This is a genomic window from Nonomuraea purpurea (genome assembly GCF_042650645.1).
Taxonomy (GTDB): domain Bacteria; phylum Actinomycetota; class Actinomycetes; order Streptosporangiales; family Streptosporangiaceae; genus Nonomuraea; species Nonomuraea purpurea.
The window spans coordinates 178,372-191,994 of the sequence record NZ_JBHSBI010000006.1 but is presented as its reverse complement, the minus strand read 5'-3'; the positions used below and the strand labels follow the sequence as shown (position 1 = coordinate 191,994).

Below are 13,623 nucleotides of genomic sequence, written 5' to 3'. Positions count from 1 at the left end.
GATAATGGCCGACATGGAGGAAGTCGAGGTCGTCGTCGCCCATAACGAGCGCGCGACTCTGCGCGTCGGCGACGTGTTCCTGAAGATCGACGTCGATCAGAGGCGGACCGACGTCGAGGTCGAGGCGATGGCAATGGCGCCGATCCCGACTCCGGAGGTCCTGTGGCGCAAGCCGCCCGTGCTCGCGCTCGCCGCCCTCCCAGGGACGGCGCTCGGCCGCCTCGGCGAGCCGTCGACCGCGTCGCCGGCCGCGTGGGCCGCGGCGGGTGCCGCCGTGCGGATGCTGCACGACGCGCCGCTGCCGCCATGGCCCGGTCAGAGCCTCGACGAGATCGCACCGCGCCTCGACGGCGAATGCGAGTGGCTCGTCACGAACGGCGTCCTTCCCGCCGACCTGGTCACGCGCAACCGCCGGGTTGCCGAGGCGGCGCTCCGGCCGTGGACACCGGTGTTCACGCACGGCGACCTGCAGATCACCCACGTGTTCGTCGACGGTGACGAGATCACCGGCGTGATCGACTGGTCCGAGGCGAGCCAGGGCGATGCCCTGTTCGACCTCGCCATCTTGACGCTCGGACACGAGGAGCACCTTGACGACGTCGTCGCCGGCTACGGCACCGACGTCGACCTCGACGTGATCCGCGGGTGGTGGTCGTTGCGAAGCCTGATGGCGATCCGCTGGCTGATCGAGCACGGCTTCGACCCGTCCTCGCCAGGCTGCGAGGTCGACGTGCTGAAATCCCGGATGTGAGGCTGCACGACCACTACCGGCTGAAGCCCTGAACGTTCGGCTGGGAAACGATCCTCGCCATGACGTCATCGTCGCTGCTCAACCACAAGCTGGCCGTACCGCGCGGGGCTGGTGCGGGAGGGTCAGTAGACGGAGCAGCCGACGCGGACCGGGACGCTGGCAGACCAGCGGCCGGACGTGACGTCCTGGGCGCGGGCGTAGGCATTGGCCGGTTTCCCCGGGGTCGAGCAGTCGAACTTGCCGGTCTGTTTGCCCCAGCTGCCGCCGGCGTGCGTCCCGTTCCGAGTGGCCGTGACCGTGCCGCTCCAGAAGAGCTTGCCGGTGTTGTAGTAGATGAACAGCTTCACCTGACCCAGGTTGAAGTGGCTGCCGTTCAGTTTCAGCCGGGGGATGTCGTCGGTGGAGGTGGTGCTGGCGGTGCCGTCGCCGTTGTCGGTGGGGCCCAGCCGGTACGTGGAGATCCACAGTTTGGCCGTGACCCGCCGGTCGGCGGCGGCGGCGTTGTCCCGCCGCGCTTCGTCGCGGCTTCGCGGGCTGGCGCAGACGTCGTCGCCGGCGAAGGCTTCCCGCCACACCATTCCCTTTATGCAGGTGTGCGGGCCGTATGCGCCCGGGACCCAGTTGGTGTACTTGAGCCGGTTCTCCACCTTGGTTCGGTCACGAACCTTGGGGGTCACACAGACGTGGTCGGTGGGTCGGGCCTCCCGCCAGACGAAGCCGACCAGGCAGGTGTCCGGTCCCGGCGCGGTGGACGCGGCGGCGGAGGCGGGCGAGATGGCGATGGTCAGGGCCGCCGCCGTTCCTATGGTGGCATATTTCATGATTCTTCCCCTTGGTGTGGACGCGGGCAGCGTTTGATCAGCAGTGCTTGCTCAGCGACACGTACTCGACCAGGTCGAACAGGTCCTGGTCGAACCGGCCGTTGGCGAGCCAGCGGTATCTCCGGAACTGAACAGGCAGGTTCTTGACGAACTTGGTGCCGTTGCTCCTGGACACCCGTATCTCACCGAGCACGGCGCGGTCCTCGTCCAGCAGCCGCGCCCACATCAACCAGGCGTCGTCGCCGTCCATGCTGAACACCGTGGCGTCAAGCCGCGCCGTGCCGTTCGGGTACAGCGTCCACGTCGCGCCGGCGGAAATCTGGCAGTCGCCCGCCGTCATGGGGCGCTTCCAGGTGAACGTCTTCTCGCCGAGGGCGGCGTTCGCCGTCCCGGTGGCCGGCAGCGCCAGGCCGATGACGAGGACGGCGACGGCCGCACTCATGGTCCTGCTTGACTTTCTCATGGAACGTTCCCTTCTCCTGGGGAATCGGACCCGGCCCGACGGCGGGTCCCGAGGTCAGGCGTTAATCAGCGACCGCCGCGAGGATCCGGTGGAAGACCGGGGTGAATCTGGTGGCCGTGGACGTGTCGGCGTTGACCCAGTAGACGTCGATCGCCCGGTCCCCGGCGCCGGCCAGCCCCTCCACGACAGAGCCGTTCCTGTCGCAGACCTTCGCTCCGGAGACGTCCCGCACCTCGCCCCCGTTCTCGGTGCAGGTGTCGGTGAAGTTCTTCCTGATGGTGGCGGAGTCCGCGCCCTCGACCAGGTCGACCCGCATCGTCAGCGGATCGGAGCCCTCCTGGGGGGCGTCGGCCGCCGTGTAGAGGCAGACCATCGCCTTGATCGACTCCGCTGTCTCCAGCGGGTGTTCATCGCGTCTCTCCTTCAGCTCCCACTGCAAGGCCGTGACCTCGGCCAGGGCCTGGGGCGTGAGCGGGCATTGCGGCCGGTCGTCGGCCGCCGCCGCGCCCGCCGTCTTGTCAGGCGGCGACCCGCAACCGGCGAGCAGGGCCGCTGCCAGGGCGAGGACGGGTACGAACGGTCCGGAACGCGCCATGTGGATTCCTTTTCTCGAACTCTGGACGGGTGCTCCGACGGATGCTCTGACCCATGAGGTGCAGGTTGTACCGCCGCCGGAAGGAGCGGGCCCAGGCCACGCGGCCGAAGATCGCGGCGTGATCAGCAAGGGCGGCCGGAGACGCCCGGCCCTTGCCGCAGGCTCTCCTTGCGCATGAGTGACGATGATCGGCTCCGCGCGAGCCGGAGACCGGAGGGAGCACGCGACCGTGGCGGCATCCCGGGCCGAGCGCGGAGCCGGTGCCGCACGTCAGGAGATCACGAGATGGTGTCCGGTGGTGGACCGATGATCTGGTAACCGTGGCGGGCGGCCACCTCGGCCAACAGGCCAGGATCGGCGTCACAGCCGGCGATGTCGGCCGCGAAGTGTTCGAAGCCGGCCGGCCAGGTCAGTTGGAGCAGGCGGAGCGGAGAGTCCTGGCGGTTGGCGAAGGCGTGGGGCAGGCGGCGAGGCAGCAGGACGAAGTCGCCGGTTCCGGCCTGCCAGGTCTGGTCGCCGCAGTACAGGTGAATGGTCCCCGACAGCACATAGAACGCCTCGTCGTCGTTCTGGTGCACATGCCAGGGGGTGGCGAAATTCGGCGGGCATTCCTGTTCGATCAGGGTCAGGGCCTTGCCGGTCTCTGTTTTCCCTGCCTTCACGGTCATCATGGTCCCGAGAAACCGATGGGTGGCACCGGCGCCGGCGGGCAGGTGGAGCGCGCTCATGGCCGCCTCTGCTGGGTGTAGAGCCGGATCTCGATGCCGTCGGGGTCGGTGATGCCGCCGATCAGCCATCCCACGCTGCCTTCGGCGATGCCGGAGTGTTCCACGCTGAGCGCGTCCAGGTGATCGGACCAGGCGTGGAGCGCTTGCAAGGTCGGCACGGCCAGCGCGACCGGGTCGAACCCGCTCCACCCTGCGGCCCGCTCGGGCTCCTCGCGCAGCGCGATCATGAGCGTCTGGCCCGCATCGGTCAGCGCCACGCCGCGCAGCACGCCGTCCTCGACGAACTCGATCGCCACCTCAAGGCCGAGCACCTGCCGGTACCACTCCAGGCTCTTGTGCACGTTGGAGATCGGCAGCTTGACGTGGTGGAACCCGCCTAAGAGCACCATGGTTCACCTCTTGTAGTGCCACTCTAAGGTCATACTTTAAAGTGATACTCTAAAGAGTGGGAGACGTCAAGAGCCCGAAGCGGCGCAAGCGGTGGCTATGACGCGGTTATGGCGCCCTTTCTGCACGCTGGCCGATGACACCAGAACGCAAAGGGGGACCATCATGGCCAATCTCAAGAGAGTGTCCCGGCAAGGGCGAGCCTGTTCGGTTCTCGGAGCCGCATTTGGCGCGCTCGCCCTGACGCTGATCACGACACACCCGGCCGGCGCACAGGCATCTGTCTTCAACGTGAGCCTGACCGCGTACAAGGATGGCGTTCGTGCGGGGGCCTTCACCGGAGGGGACAGCCGTAACGACGGCAAGGTCACATTCGTTTCCGCCACCCAGGCGGCAGTCACGGGCACCGTTTACGACACCGCCTACGACGGCTGGTGTGCGCTGGTGTCGATGACGGTCAACGACGGGTTCGCCGACGCGAGGACCATTCGCAGAGAGACGTGCGGCTACCAGTCCTCCGCGCCCGTCGGGGAAACGTTCACCAAGCGGATCAGGCTCTACAACATCAAAGTCGCGGTCGGTCATCGTGTCCGCGCACGTCACTCAGGAATGGGAATTCTCCGGGAAGCACCCGGATCTTGGCCACCGGCTGGGCCGGCGCCAGGTTGGCCACCTGGCGCCGGCGAACCCCTCGTATCGCAGGCTGGTGTATCCGGCTTGTTCGGCGACGTCAGCCAGGGTTTTGTCGTCCGGGCTGAAGGGCGGGCGGGGCAGCCAGTAGGAAGGAAGATTCACGACCTCAACCTACATACCGTGCTGTCTGTGTGAGTTATCCAACCGGGTCAGCCTTGCGGACGCTCGCCCAAGGCATTGACCCAGCCCATGTCCTCGTAGGTGACCTGCAGTGCCGGCGCCGATTGGCCTCGTGAGCGGAACTCGTAGGAGAGCAGCTCCGCCGCGTCGTCGTCCACGATCAGTCGAGACTCGCCGTCACCATCCCCGTTCCCGCTTGTGTCCAGCGCCAGCGCGACGCCGGTGCGGCCCAGCGAATCGGTGACCTCTCCCAGCGACTTGATCGCGGGTTGCTCGGCAAGCAGCCGGTAGAGGGCGGAGCGGGTCCCGGGGCTGATCGGACCGGCCAGCAGGTTCTGCGCCGTCGACCATACGTAGCCGGTGAACTCTGGCTTGGCGGGCCACCAGTCGCTCGGGGACTCTTCGTCGAACAGCCGCCGCAACTGCTTCTCCAGGCTGTCCTTCCTGGTCGGCAGCTTGATCAGTTGCTGGACTGTGAAGCGGTGTGTGCCGATCAGGAAATGGAGTTCCATGTTGTAGTCGTTGGTCTTCTCTTGGGCCAGGGCGGGCGAGCCCAGTTGCTTCCACTTCGCCTCGTCCTCCGGGGAAGCGAAGGTGACCTTCGGGTTCTGGCCGGTCACGGTTCGGCTGGGCAGTCCTTTGTCGCTCGCGTGCCAGCTGTCCTGGGTACTCGCCACAGTCGCCGAGAACGGTATCTTCTCCCGTTTCGGCTTTTCGGCCTTCTTTCCGATTCTTGGTAGGTAATGCACCGGCTGATAGGTGCGTTCACGGGTGTACCAGTAGGAGCCCGATGTGGCCGGCTCACGGGCGGCGGTCTCGGCCGCGGCCAGCAGGACGGAGCGGGCGTCCAGAGATCGTGGACGGGGGGAGTGCGAGGGCCGCGAACCGTCTCCGGAGTGTGGCGCACTCGCGATCGGAGTCGTACGCGATGGCGTGCCGGCCGGGTCGACTCCGCCAGTGCCAAGAACCACGACGACGGCTGCCGAGGCAAGGGCCGTTCCGGCGATGGCGCCCATCACAGCGCGGGTCCGCTTGGCCCGGCGTCCCCGGCGCAGCAGATCCGACACCGGCGCGGGCGTGGCCGATTCGCGACGAGCGAGGGTCCGCAATGCGTGGACGAGCTGTTCCTGATCGTCGTTCATCGTGCTGCCTCCTGGTTGTCCCGCAGAGCCGTGCGCAGCCGTGCCATCGCTCTGGAGTGCTGATTCTTGACCGTGCCGACTGTGCAGCCGAGGGCCGCCGCGACCGCCTTCTCCGTCAGGTCCTCGTAGTGCCGGAGCACGACAACGGCGCGCTGCCTGCGCGGCAGGGAGAGCAGCGCGCGCCGTAAATCCTCGTGCGGTTCGTAGGGTCCGGACCGAGGATCTGCGTGATCAGGGAGGCCGGCAGTAGGCAGTTCCCGTTGACGCCGCCGCCACCAGCTGACGTTCCCGTTGACCAGCATTCGTCGCAGGTAGGCATGCGGGTCGGTGGAACCTACGCGTCGCCACCGCACGTACAGCCGCACCAGGCAGTCCTGGAGCAGTTCCTCGCCCCGGTGGCGGTCGCCGGTGAGCAGGATGGCGACGCCCATGTGCCTGTTCCAGGCCACCTCGACGAAGGCGGCGTACGCCGCATCTTCCGTTGGATCACTCACACGGCCTCAACGCCGCAGGTGCCGGAAAAGGTTGGCAGAAGGGCGGGATTGTTTCCGCCACCCCGGGGATGCGCGGCCATGACGGGTCCCGCCATCGAGGGCCGCGCTGGGGCGGATTACTGGGTGGAGATCGCGGTCAGCTCGTCCCAGGCACGGGTCAGGACGTCGCCGAGCGTGCCGGCCGGTTGCGCCCCGGCCAGAAGATAGCGTCCGCCCACCAGGAAGGACGGCACGCTGTTGATCCCGATCGCCAGCGCCTGCCGCCGGTCCGCCGCCACAGCGTCGGCGAAGGCGTCGCCCTCCAGGACCGCCCGCGCGGCCTGCTGGTCCAGGCCGGCTTCGCCGGTGAGCGCGAGGAGCGTGTCGTGGTCGGAGATCAGGACGCCCTCCGCGGTGTAGGCGAGTGACAGCCGCTCCTGTAGCGCCTCACCGCGGCCCTGTCCGGCGGCGAAGTGCAGGAGCCGGTGGGCGTCATGGGAGTTCACCGGGCGGGCTCTGTCGAGCCGGTACTCCAGGCCCTCGGCCGCCGCCAGTGCCGTCACCTGCGCGTGCAGTCCCTTGGCCTCCTCCACGGTGGCCAGGCCCAGATCGCGCTGTGTCCGCTCTGGGAGCGTCTCGGTGCTCTCGCGCGGGGCGTTCGGGTCGAGCTGGAAGCTGCGGAAGCGGACGGTGACGGCGTCGCGATGCTCGAACGCGGCGAGCGCCGTGTCCAGCCGGCGCTTGCCGATGAAGCACCAGGGACAGACGACGTCGCTCCACACATCGATGGTCAGTTCAGGCACGGGCTAACCATAGGTAAGCCGCTATCCATTCACAAGAACGTACCTTTGGGTAAGCTCCTTCCATGCCTCCAGGCTCGACCGGCCCCGCCACCACCGTCAGCGACCTGCTCGCGGGTGACTGTCCGGGGCGCACCCTGCTGTCTCACATCGCCAGCCGCTGGGGTGTGCTCGTGCTCACCGCTCTCCACCAGGGCCCGCTGCGCTTCCACCAACTCCGTGACGGCATCGGCGGCATCAGCGAGAAGATGTTGTCCCAGACCCTGCGCGTGCTCTGCCGCGACGGCCTCATCCGCCGCGAGGTCGAGCCGACGACGCCACCCAGGGTGTCGTACGGCCTGACCCCTCTCGGCGAGGAGCTCATGAGCGAACTCCAGGGCTTCATCGCCTGGATCGCGCTCCGCACGGAGGAGATCACGGCCGCGTGGGATCGGCACGACTCCACAGCCTGAGCGCCTGGCGAGGCGGTACGTCACGCATCCGTGGCGTGCAGTTCGACGCAGCAGGCTCCGGGGCGGGGCGCCAGGGTGGCCGTGATGGTGGTGGCGCCGAGTCCTGCGCAGTAGGCGGTCATGAAGGCGTGGTTGATGCCGCACACCAGGTCGGGATCCTTGGCCGCGAGCGGATGAAAGGGGCAGTTGGCCAGTTGGATGCGTGTTGGCGCGACGCGGACGGGCTCGAAGCCGTGGTGTTCCAGCATCTGGCCGACGTAGGTGAGGGCGCGTTCGGTGCCGAGGCGGCCAGGCTTGAGCCGCTCACGTTCGACCTGGCCCATGGCTTGTCCTCGGTGGGAGGCCACGCGCAGGGCGGCGTCAGGCCCGCGCTCCTGTGGTTGCTGCAGGCGCACCGCGTCCAGCAGGATGCCGGCGAGCAGACCGTGCTCGCGTTGCGGGATGCTGACCTGCACCTGCAGGTCGGAGGGTTGGTAGAGCTTGGGAGCGCGGCCCACCCTGCGGATGCCGCCCGGCTGGGCGTAGGTGGCGGTCAGTAGCCCGACCTCGACCAGCTTGTCCAGGTGGAAAGCCGCAAGCTTGCGGGAGATGCCTACGCTTTGCGCGGCCTCGTCGCGTGTCACCGGCGACGGTGACTGCCGGATGAACCCATACATGCGACGCCTCAACTCGTCGTCGAGTGCCGCGACAGCCCGCACCCCGTCATCCGTCACCTGTCCACGATAACACCTATTGACTCGGGCTAAACCTTCTGTATCTTGGCCTCGATCCGATAAAACCAAGGGTTGTTGGTGAAATAGGAGGTGGGTCATGTCAGCGCAGCCGCATCAGGCCAAGCGCCCTGTCACGGCACTCGCCGGGCCGTACGGACATCCACTGCACCCGATCCTGGTCACCGTGCCGATCGGCGCGTGGGTGACGAGCATGGTGTTCGACCTGGCCTCGCACGCGGTGCCCGATCCCGACTTCTTGGCTCGCGGATCACTGTGGCTGATCGCCATCGGAGTGATCGGCGCGCTCGTCGCAGCCCTCTTCGGCTTCCTGGACTTCCTGGTCGTCCCACCGCGAACCGCGGCGTTCCGCACGGCACTCGTCCATCTGTCGCTGAACCTGATCGTCACTGCCGTGTACGGCGCCGCCTGGGCATGGCGGGCCGGCGCGGGGACCGGGCCGGTGGAGGCGGGTCAGATCGCGCTGTCGGCGGTTGCGCTGATCGCGCTGGCGATCTCCGGATACCTCGGCGGCAAGCTCACCTACCGGTACGGCGTCCGGGTCGCCGATGAGACCACCCAAGCAGAAGGCTTCCGTTCCTGAACGCAGGAGATAGATCATCATGGCTGTTGCCGCACTTGTCACCTGGCTACTCACCGCGCTCGGCGGGTTCTTCATGCTCGGCGTGTGGATCTCCCGCGGCGGGCACCGCAAGGAGGAATCACGCTTGCCCGCCCCTGTGGCCTTCGGCCACCTGCTGCTCGCCGCGACCGGGCTGATCCTGTGGATCCTCTACCTGGCCTTCGGCAACAACGTCCTGGCATGGATCGCCCTGGTCCTGCTCGTGCTGGTCGCGCTGCTCGGCTTCGCGATGTTGGCCCGATGGATCCCCGTCTACCGCGCCCGGGCCACCAGCGTGGCCCCCGAGCGGGCCATCCCCGTTGTCGTGGTCGCCGGGCACGGCCTGTTCGCCGTCGCCACTCTCGTCCTGGTCGTGATCGCCACCCTGGCAGGGAGCTGAAGTGGTCAACGCATCGGTTGTTCGCGGGGCCGGCATCGACCTCGACGCCGCCGAAGAGGCGGCGCGGCGGTTTCTCGATGCTTTGGGCGTCTCAATGGACAGTGAGAGTCTGCGCGGGACACCCGGGCGGATGGCCCGGGCCTATGCCGAGTTGTTCACGCCACGGCCCTTCGAGCTGACCACCTTCCCCAACGACGAGGGATACGACGAGCTCGTCCTGGTCCGCGACATCCCGCTTCGGTCGGTCTGTGAGCACCACCTGCTGCCGTTCACCGGCACCGCCCATGTCGGATACCTGCCAGGACCGCGCATCGTCGGCCTGTCCAAGCTCGCCCGTGTGGTCGAACACTTCGCCTGCCGGCCGCAGGTCCAGGAACGCCTCACCAAACAAGTCGCCGACTGGTTGCAGGAGCAATTGCAGCCACGGGGCGTCGGTGTGGTCATCCAGGCCGACCACACCTGCATGACGCTGCGGGGGGCACAATCGCCCGGGGCGCACACCATCACCTCTACCCTGCTCGGCACCCTACGCGAGGACGCCCGCTCACGCGCCGAATTCCTCTCGCTCGCCAAGCCCTGAGCGCACCCGTGCCCGTTCGGGATCGACATCGGGCGCGGCCCGGCCACGCTCGCCGTGCGTCAGCGGAGAGGGGCGGATATCACGGCCGGCCATCGTCGGCTGGTTTGCGGGCCAGCAGGAATGCCTGCTGGCCAGGGATCATATCCACAGCGTCCGCACATACTGATCTCTCTCACGGAGGCGCGAGCGCTCGCCGCTGCGGCAGGGTAGTTCGGTGCGATGTTCTTTCGCCCGGCCTACGGAGAAATCGCCTCTGAGAATGGACGTGCCATATGCGCCAGCCCCTCACCGTGCTCGTTTTTCTTTTCCGGACCACGGCAGGGCTGCCGGAATACGCAATCTTCCAGAGAGCGGATGATTCCCATTGGCAGAGCGTGAGCGGCGGTGTGGAGGAAGGTGAGGATCTGGAGACCGCAGCCCGTCGCGAGGCCGCCGAGGAGGCCGGCCTGCCTGCGGTAGGGCCGCTGTTCAAGCTCGACATGGTAAGCGGAGTAGAGAAGAGTTGCTTCGCGGCCGCCAAGTTCTGGCCCGATGACCTCTACATCGTGCCCAAGCACTTCTTCGCCCTGGATGTCACCCGAGAACAGGGCAAGATAGTGCTCTCCTCTGAGCATCACGACGTGCGGTGGTTGAAATACGAAGCCGCATACGAGTTGCTGCGTTACGACGATGACAAGTCGGCGCTTTGGGAACTCGACCAGCGCATTCACCGCGCGGATCTGCCAAGGACGCCATAGCGGGCTCACCGAGTCGGTGCCCCCGTGGGGAACTCTTCGATGCCGAGTACTCGCAGCAGTTCCAGCCGCTCGCGGGTCTCGGCGTCCGCCGGGGTGTGCACCAGTAGTTGCTGACCCTGATCGGGGGTGACCAGGGTCTCGCAGTCCATCACCAGGCGGCCGACCCGAGGGTGCAGAAAGGTTTTGCGGTCGGCGCGCCGGACCGCCACCTCGTGCTCGGCCCAGAGCCGGCGGAAGTCGGCGCTCGCGGCCTGCAAACGGTCGACGAGCCCGGCGACCTCGGGATCGCCGGACCGGCGGCCGACGGCCGCGCGCAGGTCGGCCACGAGCTGACGGGCCCTATGCTCCTGATCCTCGGGCGGGCAAAGGGCGCGCGCGGCGGGCTCGGTGAACCAGCGGTAGACGACGTAGCGCCGGTCGCCGGACAGGCCGGTGTCGTAGCCCGTCAGCAGGATGGCCGCCCGGTTCTTGGCCAGGACCTCGCCCAGGTCGGACAGCACCAGAGCCGGGGTGTCGCCGAGCAGGTCGAGCAGGCGCATCAGGCCGGCGCGGGCCAGGCGGGCCACCCCGTCGGCGGGCGGCGGGCGGTGGCCGGCCAGGTGGAACAGGTGGTCGCGCTCGTCGTCGGACAGGCGCAACGCCCGGGCCAGCGCGCCGAGCAACTGCGTCGAGGGCTGACTGCTGCGGCCCTGCTCAAGGCGTACGACGTAGTCCACCGACATGCCGGCGAGCATCGCCACCTCTTCCCTGCGCAGGCCGATGGCGCGGCGGCGAGGGCCGTCGGCGAGGCCCACCTCGGCCGGGCGGATCGCCTCGCGGCGGCGGCGCAGGAAGTCGGCGAGTTGGTCGCGTTGCATGGTTTCATCCTGCCTCGCGGCCGGCGAGCCGAGCCAGGGAGCGGCTCTCCCATGATGAACGCTCCGCTCCCGCCCGTCCGGGCCCGGGCGCAGGATGGGGGACGGCATCGAGAACGAGGGAGAACATGATGCAGATGCGAACCCTGGGCCGCACAGGACCGGCCGTTTCCGCGCTGGGCCTGGGTGCGATGGGCATGTCGGGCGCTTACGGCGCGGCCGACCGGGCGGAGAGCATCGCCACCGTGCACGCCGCGCTGGAGAGCGGCGTCACGCTGATCGACACCGGCGACTTCTACGCCATGGGCCACAACGAGTTGCTGCTGGCCGAGGCGCTGCGCGGCCGGGACCGCGACAGCTACAAGCTGAGCGTCAAGTTCGGCATGCTGCGGGGGCCGGGCCCTGAGTTCGGCGGGCACGACAGCCGTCCCGAGGCGGTGAAGAACTTTCTGGGCTACTCGCTGACCCGGCTGGGCACCGACCACATCGACATCTACCGTCCCGCCCGGCTGGACCCGGCGGTGCCGATCGAGGAGACGGTGGGCGCGATCAAGGAGATGATCGACGCCGGATATGTGCGGCACATCGGCCTGTCGGAGGTCGACGCGGCGACGATCCGGCGGGCGCACGCCGTGCACCCGATCGCCGACCTGCAGATCGAGTACTCGCTGATCTCCCGCGCGGTGGAGGCGGACGTCCTGCCCACGCTGCGGGAGCTCGGCATCGGCCTGACCGCCTACGGCGTCCTCGGCCGCGGCCTCATCTCCGGACACTGGACCGCCGGCCACACCGCCGGCCCCGGCGACAGCCGAGGCTTCGGCCCGCGCTTCTCCGGCGGCAACGTGGAACACAACCTCGCCCTGGTGGAGGCGCTGCGCCGGGTCGCCGAGGCGAAGGGCCGCACCGTCGCCCAGTTGGCCATCGCCTGGGTTGCCGCGCAGGGTGAGGACATCGTGCCGCTGGTCGGCGCTCGCACCCGAGGGCGGCTGGCCGAGGCGCTGCCCGCGATGGAGCTGAACCTCACCGCGGACGACCTCGCCGAGATCGAGAAGGCGGTGCCGCCGGGCGCGGCCCGCGGCGACCGATACCCGTCCGCGTTCATGTCCAACCTCGGCGTGGGCAACTGAGCGCGCGACCAAACGATCGCAGGCAAGGGGAATTGTCGGTGCCGGGCCATACTGTCATCGCATCGACGTGACGGTCACTGGTGGGGGGATGATGGCGGACTTCGAGGAGTTCGAGACCATGATCGGGCGGGTGTCCTCGGCCTGGTCCCCGGCCGAACTCGCCGATGACCTGCTGAGGTGGGCCACCGGTGTCCTGGACATCTGGATACGGCCCTGGCGGGAGGCCTTCGACTTTCTGCGGAAACTGCCGGCCGACGATCGGCAGCGTCTGACGAAAGCCCTGGCCGACCGGTACCACTCCGCCGCCGGGGACTCTCCCGACCGTCTGAACGCGCTGACCTTGCTGAGCGTTGCCTCCCATGGCCTGCCCGACGACGGGCTCTCAAGCGAACGCCTCAGCAGGCTCGACGCCCTGAGCGGGCAGTACTCCTTCGTGTACGGCATGCGGTTCGTGAGCTTCGCCGAGGCCGAACTCGCCGCCGGGCGGCAACTGCCTCCGGCGGTCGCCGCCGCATTCCGGCGGACAGCCCTGGACAGCTTCGGGGACACCGACGTCCGTGCCGTGGCGAAGCAGCTCACCGAGCCAGTCCTCAACGTGGGTGAGGAGTGGGCGGAGCGGGCACTCGTCGAACTGCCGGGGCTCGCTGCCTCCTGGCGGCCACTGCTGACGCATGCGACGACTGCCACCGCCGCCCAGCCCTCCGCCAGGTGGGAGAAGGCGGGCAGGAGACTGCTCGACGAGACGGGGGCCGACGCGGTGCGCGTGACCGTGCTGCCGTGGCTCACCCTGGTCGGCCGTCCCCGAACTCTGCTCTTGGAGATTGACGGGAGCGGGCCTGACTACAACTACGCCTACGACCCCTTCAACGCCAACGCTCTGCGGGGGATCGCCTGGCTGCTGTCGTTCCTGCCCCCGCACCCGGACATCTCCACGGCCCTTGGTGCGCTCGTCGAGACCTCGCTGCGCAATGTCCCCACGCTCGGGCCGCGCAACCCCAAGGTCGCCAACGCCGGCGTTCTCGCCCTTTCCCGGATCGATCACCACACGGCCGTCGACGAACTGACGCGGCTGGCTGCCCACGTCACCCACAGAGGCATCCTCAAGTTGATCAACACCGCGTTGGAAACCCGAACCAAGGCGGTCACACGCGGCCGCGTATGACCGTTG

At 68.3% G+C, this 13,623-nt stretch carries 19 protein-coding genes; 9 read left to right on the top strand and 10 right to left on the bottom strand.

What is annotated here, in order from left to right:
- Nucleotides 1–13 precede the first annotated feature (13 nt).
- Nucleotides 14–751: a phosphotransferase family protein gene (locus ACFOY2_RS14345; protein WP_379528475.1), complete on the top strand. Its 738-nt coding sequence runs from the start codon at nucleotides 14–16 to the stop codon at nucleotides 749–751.
- A gap of 122 nt (nucleotides 752–873) precedes the next feature.
- Here the strand turns inward: ACFOY2_RS14345 and ACFOY2_RS14340 are convergent, their stop codons facing one another.
- The 5 genes from ACFOY2_RS14340 to ACFOY2_RS14320 form a co-directional block, all read right to left on the bottom strand.
- The gene (locus ACFOY2_RS14340) at nucleotides 874–1,572 is read right to left on the bottom strand and encodes a hypothetical protein (RefSeq protein ID WP_379528474.1); all 699 of its coding nucleotides are present in this window, start codon (nucleotides 1,570–1,572) and stop codon (nucleotides 874–876) included.
- A 37-nt stretch (nucleotides 1,573–1,609) separates the two neighbouring features.
- Complete coding sequence (locus tag ACFOY2_RS14335; protein ID WP_379528473.1) at nucleotides 1,610–2,035, bottom strand: DUF6294 family protein; 426 nt, start codon at nucleotides 2,033–2,035, stop codon at nucleotides 1,610–1,612.
- A 61-nt stretch (nucleotides 2,036–2,096) separates the two neighbouring features.
- The gene (locus ACFOY2_RS14330; protein ID WP_379528472.1) at nucleotides 2,097–2,630 is read right to left on the bottom strand and encodes a hypothetical protein; all 534 of its coding nucleotides are present in this window, start codon (nucleotides 2,628–2,630) and stop codon (nucleotides 2,097–2,099) included.
- Between the two features lie 278 nt (nucleotides 2,631–2,908).
- The gene (locus ACFOY2_RS14325) at nucleotides 2,909–3,358 is read right to left on the bottom strand and encodes a cupin domain-containing protein (RefSeq protein ID WP_379528471.1); all 450 of its coding nucleotides are present in this window, start codon (nucleotides 3,356–3,358) and stop codon (nucleotides 2,909–2,911) included.
- Nucleotides 3,355–3,747, bottom strand: a complete 393-nt coding sequence (locus ACFOY2_RS14320; RefSeq protein ID WP_379528470.1) for a VOC family protein — start codon at nucleotides 3,745–3,747, stop codon at nucleotides 3,355–3,357. The genes ACFOY2_RS14325 and ACFOY2_RS14320 overlap by 4 nt, the downstream gene beginning before the upstream one ends.
- Nucleotides 3,748–3,910: 163 nt before the next feature.
- Between ACFOY2_RS14320 and ACFOY2_RS14315 the strand changes: the two genes are divergently transcribed.
- Complete coding sequence (locus tag ACFOY2_RS14315; protein ID WP_379528469.1) at nucleotides 3,911–4,573, top strand: hypothetical protein; 663 nt, start codon at nucleotides 3,911–3,913, stop codon at nucleotides 4,571–4,573.
- Nucleotides 4,574–4,587: 14 nt separating this feature from the next.
- Here the strand turns inward: ACFOY2_RS14315 and ACFOY2_RS14310 are convergent, their stop codons facing one another.
- From ACFOY2_RS14310 to ACFOY2_RS14300, 3 genes are all read right to left on the bottom strand, one after another.
- A complete protein-coding gene (locus tag ACFOY2_RS14310; protein ID WP_379528468.1) occupies nucleotides 4,588–5,700 on the bottom strand; it encodes a hypothetical protein in 1,113 nt (370 codons plus the stop codon).
- Nucleotides 5,697–6,194: a SigE family RNA polymerase sigma factor gene (locus ACFOY2_RS14305; RefSeq protein ID WP_379528467.1), complete on the bottom strand. Its 498-nt coding sequence runs from the start codon at nucleotides 6,192–6,194 to the stop codon at nucleotides 5,697–5,699. Before ACFOY2_RS14305 ends, ACFOY2_RS14310 begins: the two co-directional genes overlap by 4 nt.
- A 116-nt stretch (nucleotides 6,195–6,310) precedes the next feature.
- Nucleotides 6,311–6,976: a DsbA family oxidoreductase gene (locus tag ACFOY2_RS14300; protein ID WP_379528466.1), complete on the bottom strand. Its 666-nt coding sequence runs from the start codon at nucleotides 6,974–6,976 to the stop codon at nucleotides 6,311–6,313.
- A 62-nt stretch (nucleotides 6,977–7,038) separates the two neighbouring features.
- Here ACFOY2_RS14300 and ACFOY2_RS14295 point away from each other — a divergent pair, with 62 nt between their 5' ends.
- Entirely contained in the window at nucleotides 7,039–7,425 is a 387-nt protein-coding gene (locus ACFOY2_RS14295) for a winged helix-turn-helix transcriptional regulator (RefSeq protein WP_379528465.1), read from the top strand.
- A 20-nt stretch (nucleotides 7,426–7,445) separates the two neighbouring features.
- Here ACFOY2_RS14295 and ACFOY2_RS14290 read toward each other — a convergent pair whose 3' ends face one another.
- Nucleotides 7,446–8,138 carry a helix-turn-helix transcriptional regulator gene (locus ACFOY2_RS14290; RefSeq protein ID WP_379528464.1) on the bottom strand — a complete coding sequence of 231 codons (693 nt, stop codon included), beginning with the start codon at nucleotides 8,136–8,138 and terminating at the stop codon, nucleotides 7,446–7,448.
- A gap of 97 nt (nucleotides 8,139–8,235) precedes the next feature.
- Between ACFOY2_RS14290 and ACFOY2_RS14285 the strand changes: the two genes are divergently transcribed.
- The 4 genes from ACFOY2_RS14285 (at nucleotide 8,236) to ACFOY2_RS14270 (ending at nucleotide 10,474) form a co-directional block, all read left to right on the top strand.
- Complete coding sequence (locus ACFOY2_RS14285; protein WP_379528463.1) at nucleotides 8,236–8,739, top strand: DUF2231 domain-containing protein; 504 nt, start codon at nucleotides 8,236–8,238, stop codon at nucleotides 8,737–8,739.
- Nucleotides 8,740–8,758: 19 nt separating this feature from the next.
- Nucleotides 8,759–9,157 carry a hypothetical protein gene (locus ACFOY2_RS14280; RefSeq protein WP_379528462.1) on the top strand — a complete coding sequence of 133 codons (399 nt, stop codon included), beginning with the start codon at nucleotides 8,759–8,761 and terminating at the stop codon, nucleotides 9,155–9,157.
- Nucleotide 9,158: 1 nt separating this feature from the next.
- Nucleotides 9,159–9,737: a GTP cyclohydrolase I FolE gene (folE, locus tag ACFOY2_RS14275; protein WP_379528461.1), complete on the top strand. Its 579-nt coding sequence runs from the start codon at nucleotides 9,159–9,161 to the stop codon at nucleotides 9,735–9,737.
- A gap of 272 nt (nucleotides 9,738–10,009) precedes the next feature.
- Nucleotides 10,010–10,474: an NUDIX domain-containing protein gene (locus ACFOY2_RS14270; RefSeq protein ID WP_379528460.1), complete on the top strand. Its 465-nt coding sequence runs from the start codon at nucleotides 10,010–10,012 to the stop codon at nucleotides 10,472–10,474.
- A 5-nt stretch (nucleotides 10,475–10,479) separates the two neighbouring features.
- Here ACFOY2_RS14270 and ACFOY2_RS14265 read toward each other — a convergent pair whose 3' ends face one another.
- The gene (locus ACFOY2_RS14265) at nucleotides 10,480–11,331 is read right to left on the bottom strand and encodes a helix-turn-helix transcriptional regulator (protein WP_379528459.1); all 852 of its coding nucleotides are present in this window, start codon (nucleotides 11,329–11,331) and stop codon (nucleotides 10,480–10,482) included.
- A gap of 125 nt (nucleotides 11,332–11,456) precedes the next feature.
- Between ACFOY2_RS14265 and ACFOY2_RS14260 the strand changes: the two genes are divergently transcribed.
- Nucleotides 11,457–12,455, top strand: coding sequence for an aldo/keto reductase (locus ACFOY2_RS14260; protein ID WP_379528458.1), 999 nt, complete (start codon nucleotides 11,457–11,459; stop codon nucleotides 12,453–12,455).
- Between the two features lie 88 nt (nucleotides 12,456–12,543).
- The gene (locus ACFOY2_RS14255) at nucleotides 12,544–13,617 is read left to right on the top strand and encodes a hypothetical protein (RefSeq protein ID WP_379528457.1); all 1,074 of its coding nucleotides are present in this window, start codon (nucleotides 12,544–12,546) and stop codon (nucleotides 13,615–13,617) included.
- Nucleotides 13,618–13,623: the final 6 nt, after the last annotated feature.

What these genes read in the sequence shown, in the direction of transcription:
- ACFOY2_RS14295 (WP_379528465.1), top strand. Translation starts at nt 7,039, where the DNA reads ATGCCTCCAGGCTCGACCGGCCCCGCCACCACCGTCAGCGACCTGCTC.
- ACFOY2_RS14320 (WP_379528470.1), bottom strand. Translation starts at nt 3,747, where the DNA reads ATGGTGCTCTTAGGCGGGTTCCACCACGTCAAGCTGCCGATCTCCAAC.
- ACFOY2_RS14330 (WP_379528472.1), bottom strand. Translation starts at nt 2,630, where the DNA reads ATGGCGCGTTCCGGACCGTTCGTACCCGTCCTCGCCCTGGCAGCGGCC.
- ACFOY2_RS14315 (WP_379528469.1), top strand. Translation starts at nt 3,911, where the DNA reads ATGGCCAATCTCAAGAGAGTGTCCCGGCAAGGGCGAGCCTGTTCGGTT.
- ACFOY2_RS14260 (WP_379528458.1), top strand. Translation starts at nt 11,457, where the DNA reads ATGATGCAGATGCGAACCCTGGGCCGCACAGGACCGGCCGTTTCCGCG.
- ACFOY2_RS14340 (WP_379528474.1), bottom strand. Translation starts at nt 1,572, where the DNA reads ATGAAATATGCCACCATAGGAACGGCGGCGGCCCTGACCATCGCCATC.
- ACFOY2_RS14325 (WP_379528471.1), bottom strand. Translation starts at nt 3,358, where the DNA reads ATGAGCGCGCTCCACCTGCCCGCCGGCGCCGGTGCCACCCATCGGTTT.
- ACFOY2_RS14310 (WP_379528468.1), bottom strand. Translation starts at nt 5,700, where the DNA reads ATGAACGACGATCAGGAACAGCTCGTCCACGCATTGCGGACCCTCGCT.
- ACFOY2_RS14335 (WP_379528473.1), bottom strand. Translation starts at nt 2,035, where the DNA reads ATGAGAAAGTCAAGCAGGACCATGAGTGCGGCCGTCGCCGTCCTCGTC.
- ACFOY2_RS14255 (WP_379528457.1), top strand. Translation starts at nt 12,544, where the DNA reads ATGATGGCGGACTTCGAGGAGTTCGAGACCATGATCGGGCGGGTGTCC.
- ACFOY2_RS14270 (WP_379528460.1), top strand. Translation starts at nt 10,010, where the DNA reads ATGCGCCAGCCCCTCACCGTGCTCGTTTTTCTTTTCCGGACCACGGCA.
- ACFOY2_RS14285 (WP_379528463.1), top strand. Translation starts at nt 8,236, where the DNA reads ATGTCAGCGCAGCCGCATCAGGCCAAGCGCCCTGTCACGGCACTCGCC.
- ACFOY2_RS14345 (WP_379528475.1), top strand. Translation starts at nt 14, where the DNA reads ATGGAGGAAGTCGAGGTCGTCGTCGCCCATAACGAGCGCGCGACTCTG.
- ACFOY2_RS14265 (WP_379528459.1), bottom strand. Translation starts at nt 11,331, where the DNA reads ATGCAACGCGACCAACTCGCCGACTTCCTGCGCCGCCGCCGCGAGGCG.
- ACFOY2_RS14280 (WP_379528462.1), top strand. Translation starts at nt 8,759, where the DNA reads ATGGCTGTTGCCGCACTTGTCACCTGGCTACTCACCGCGCTCGGCGGG.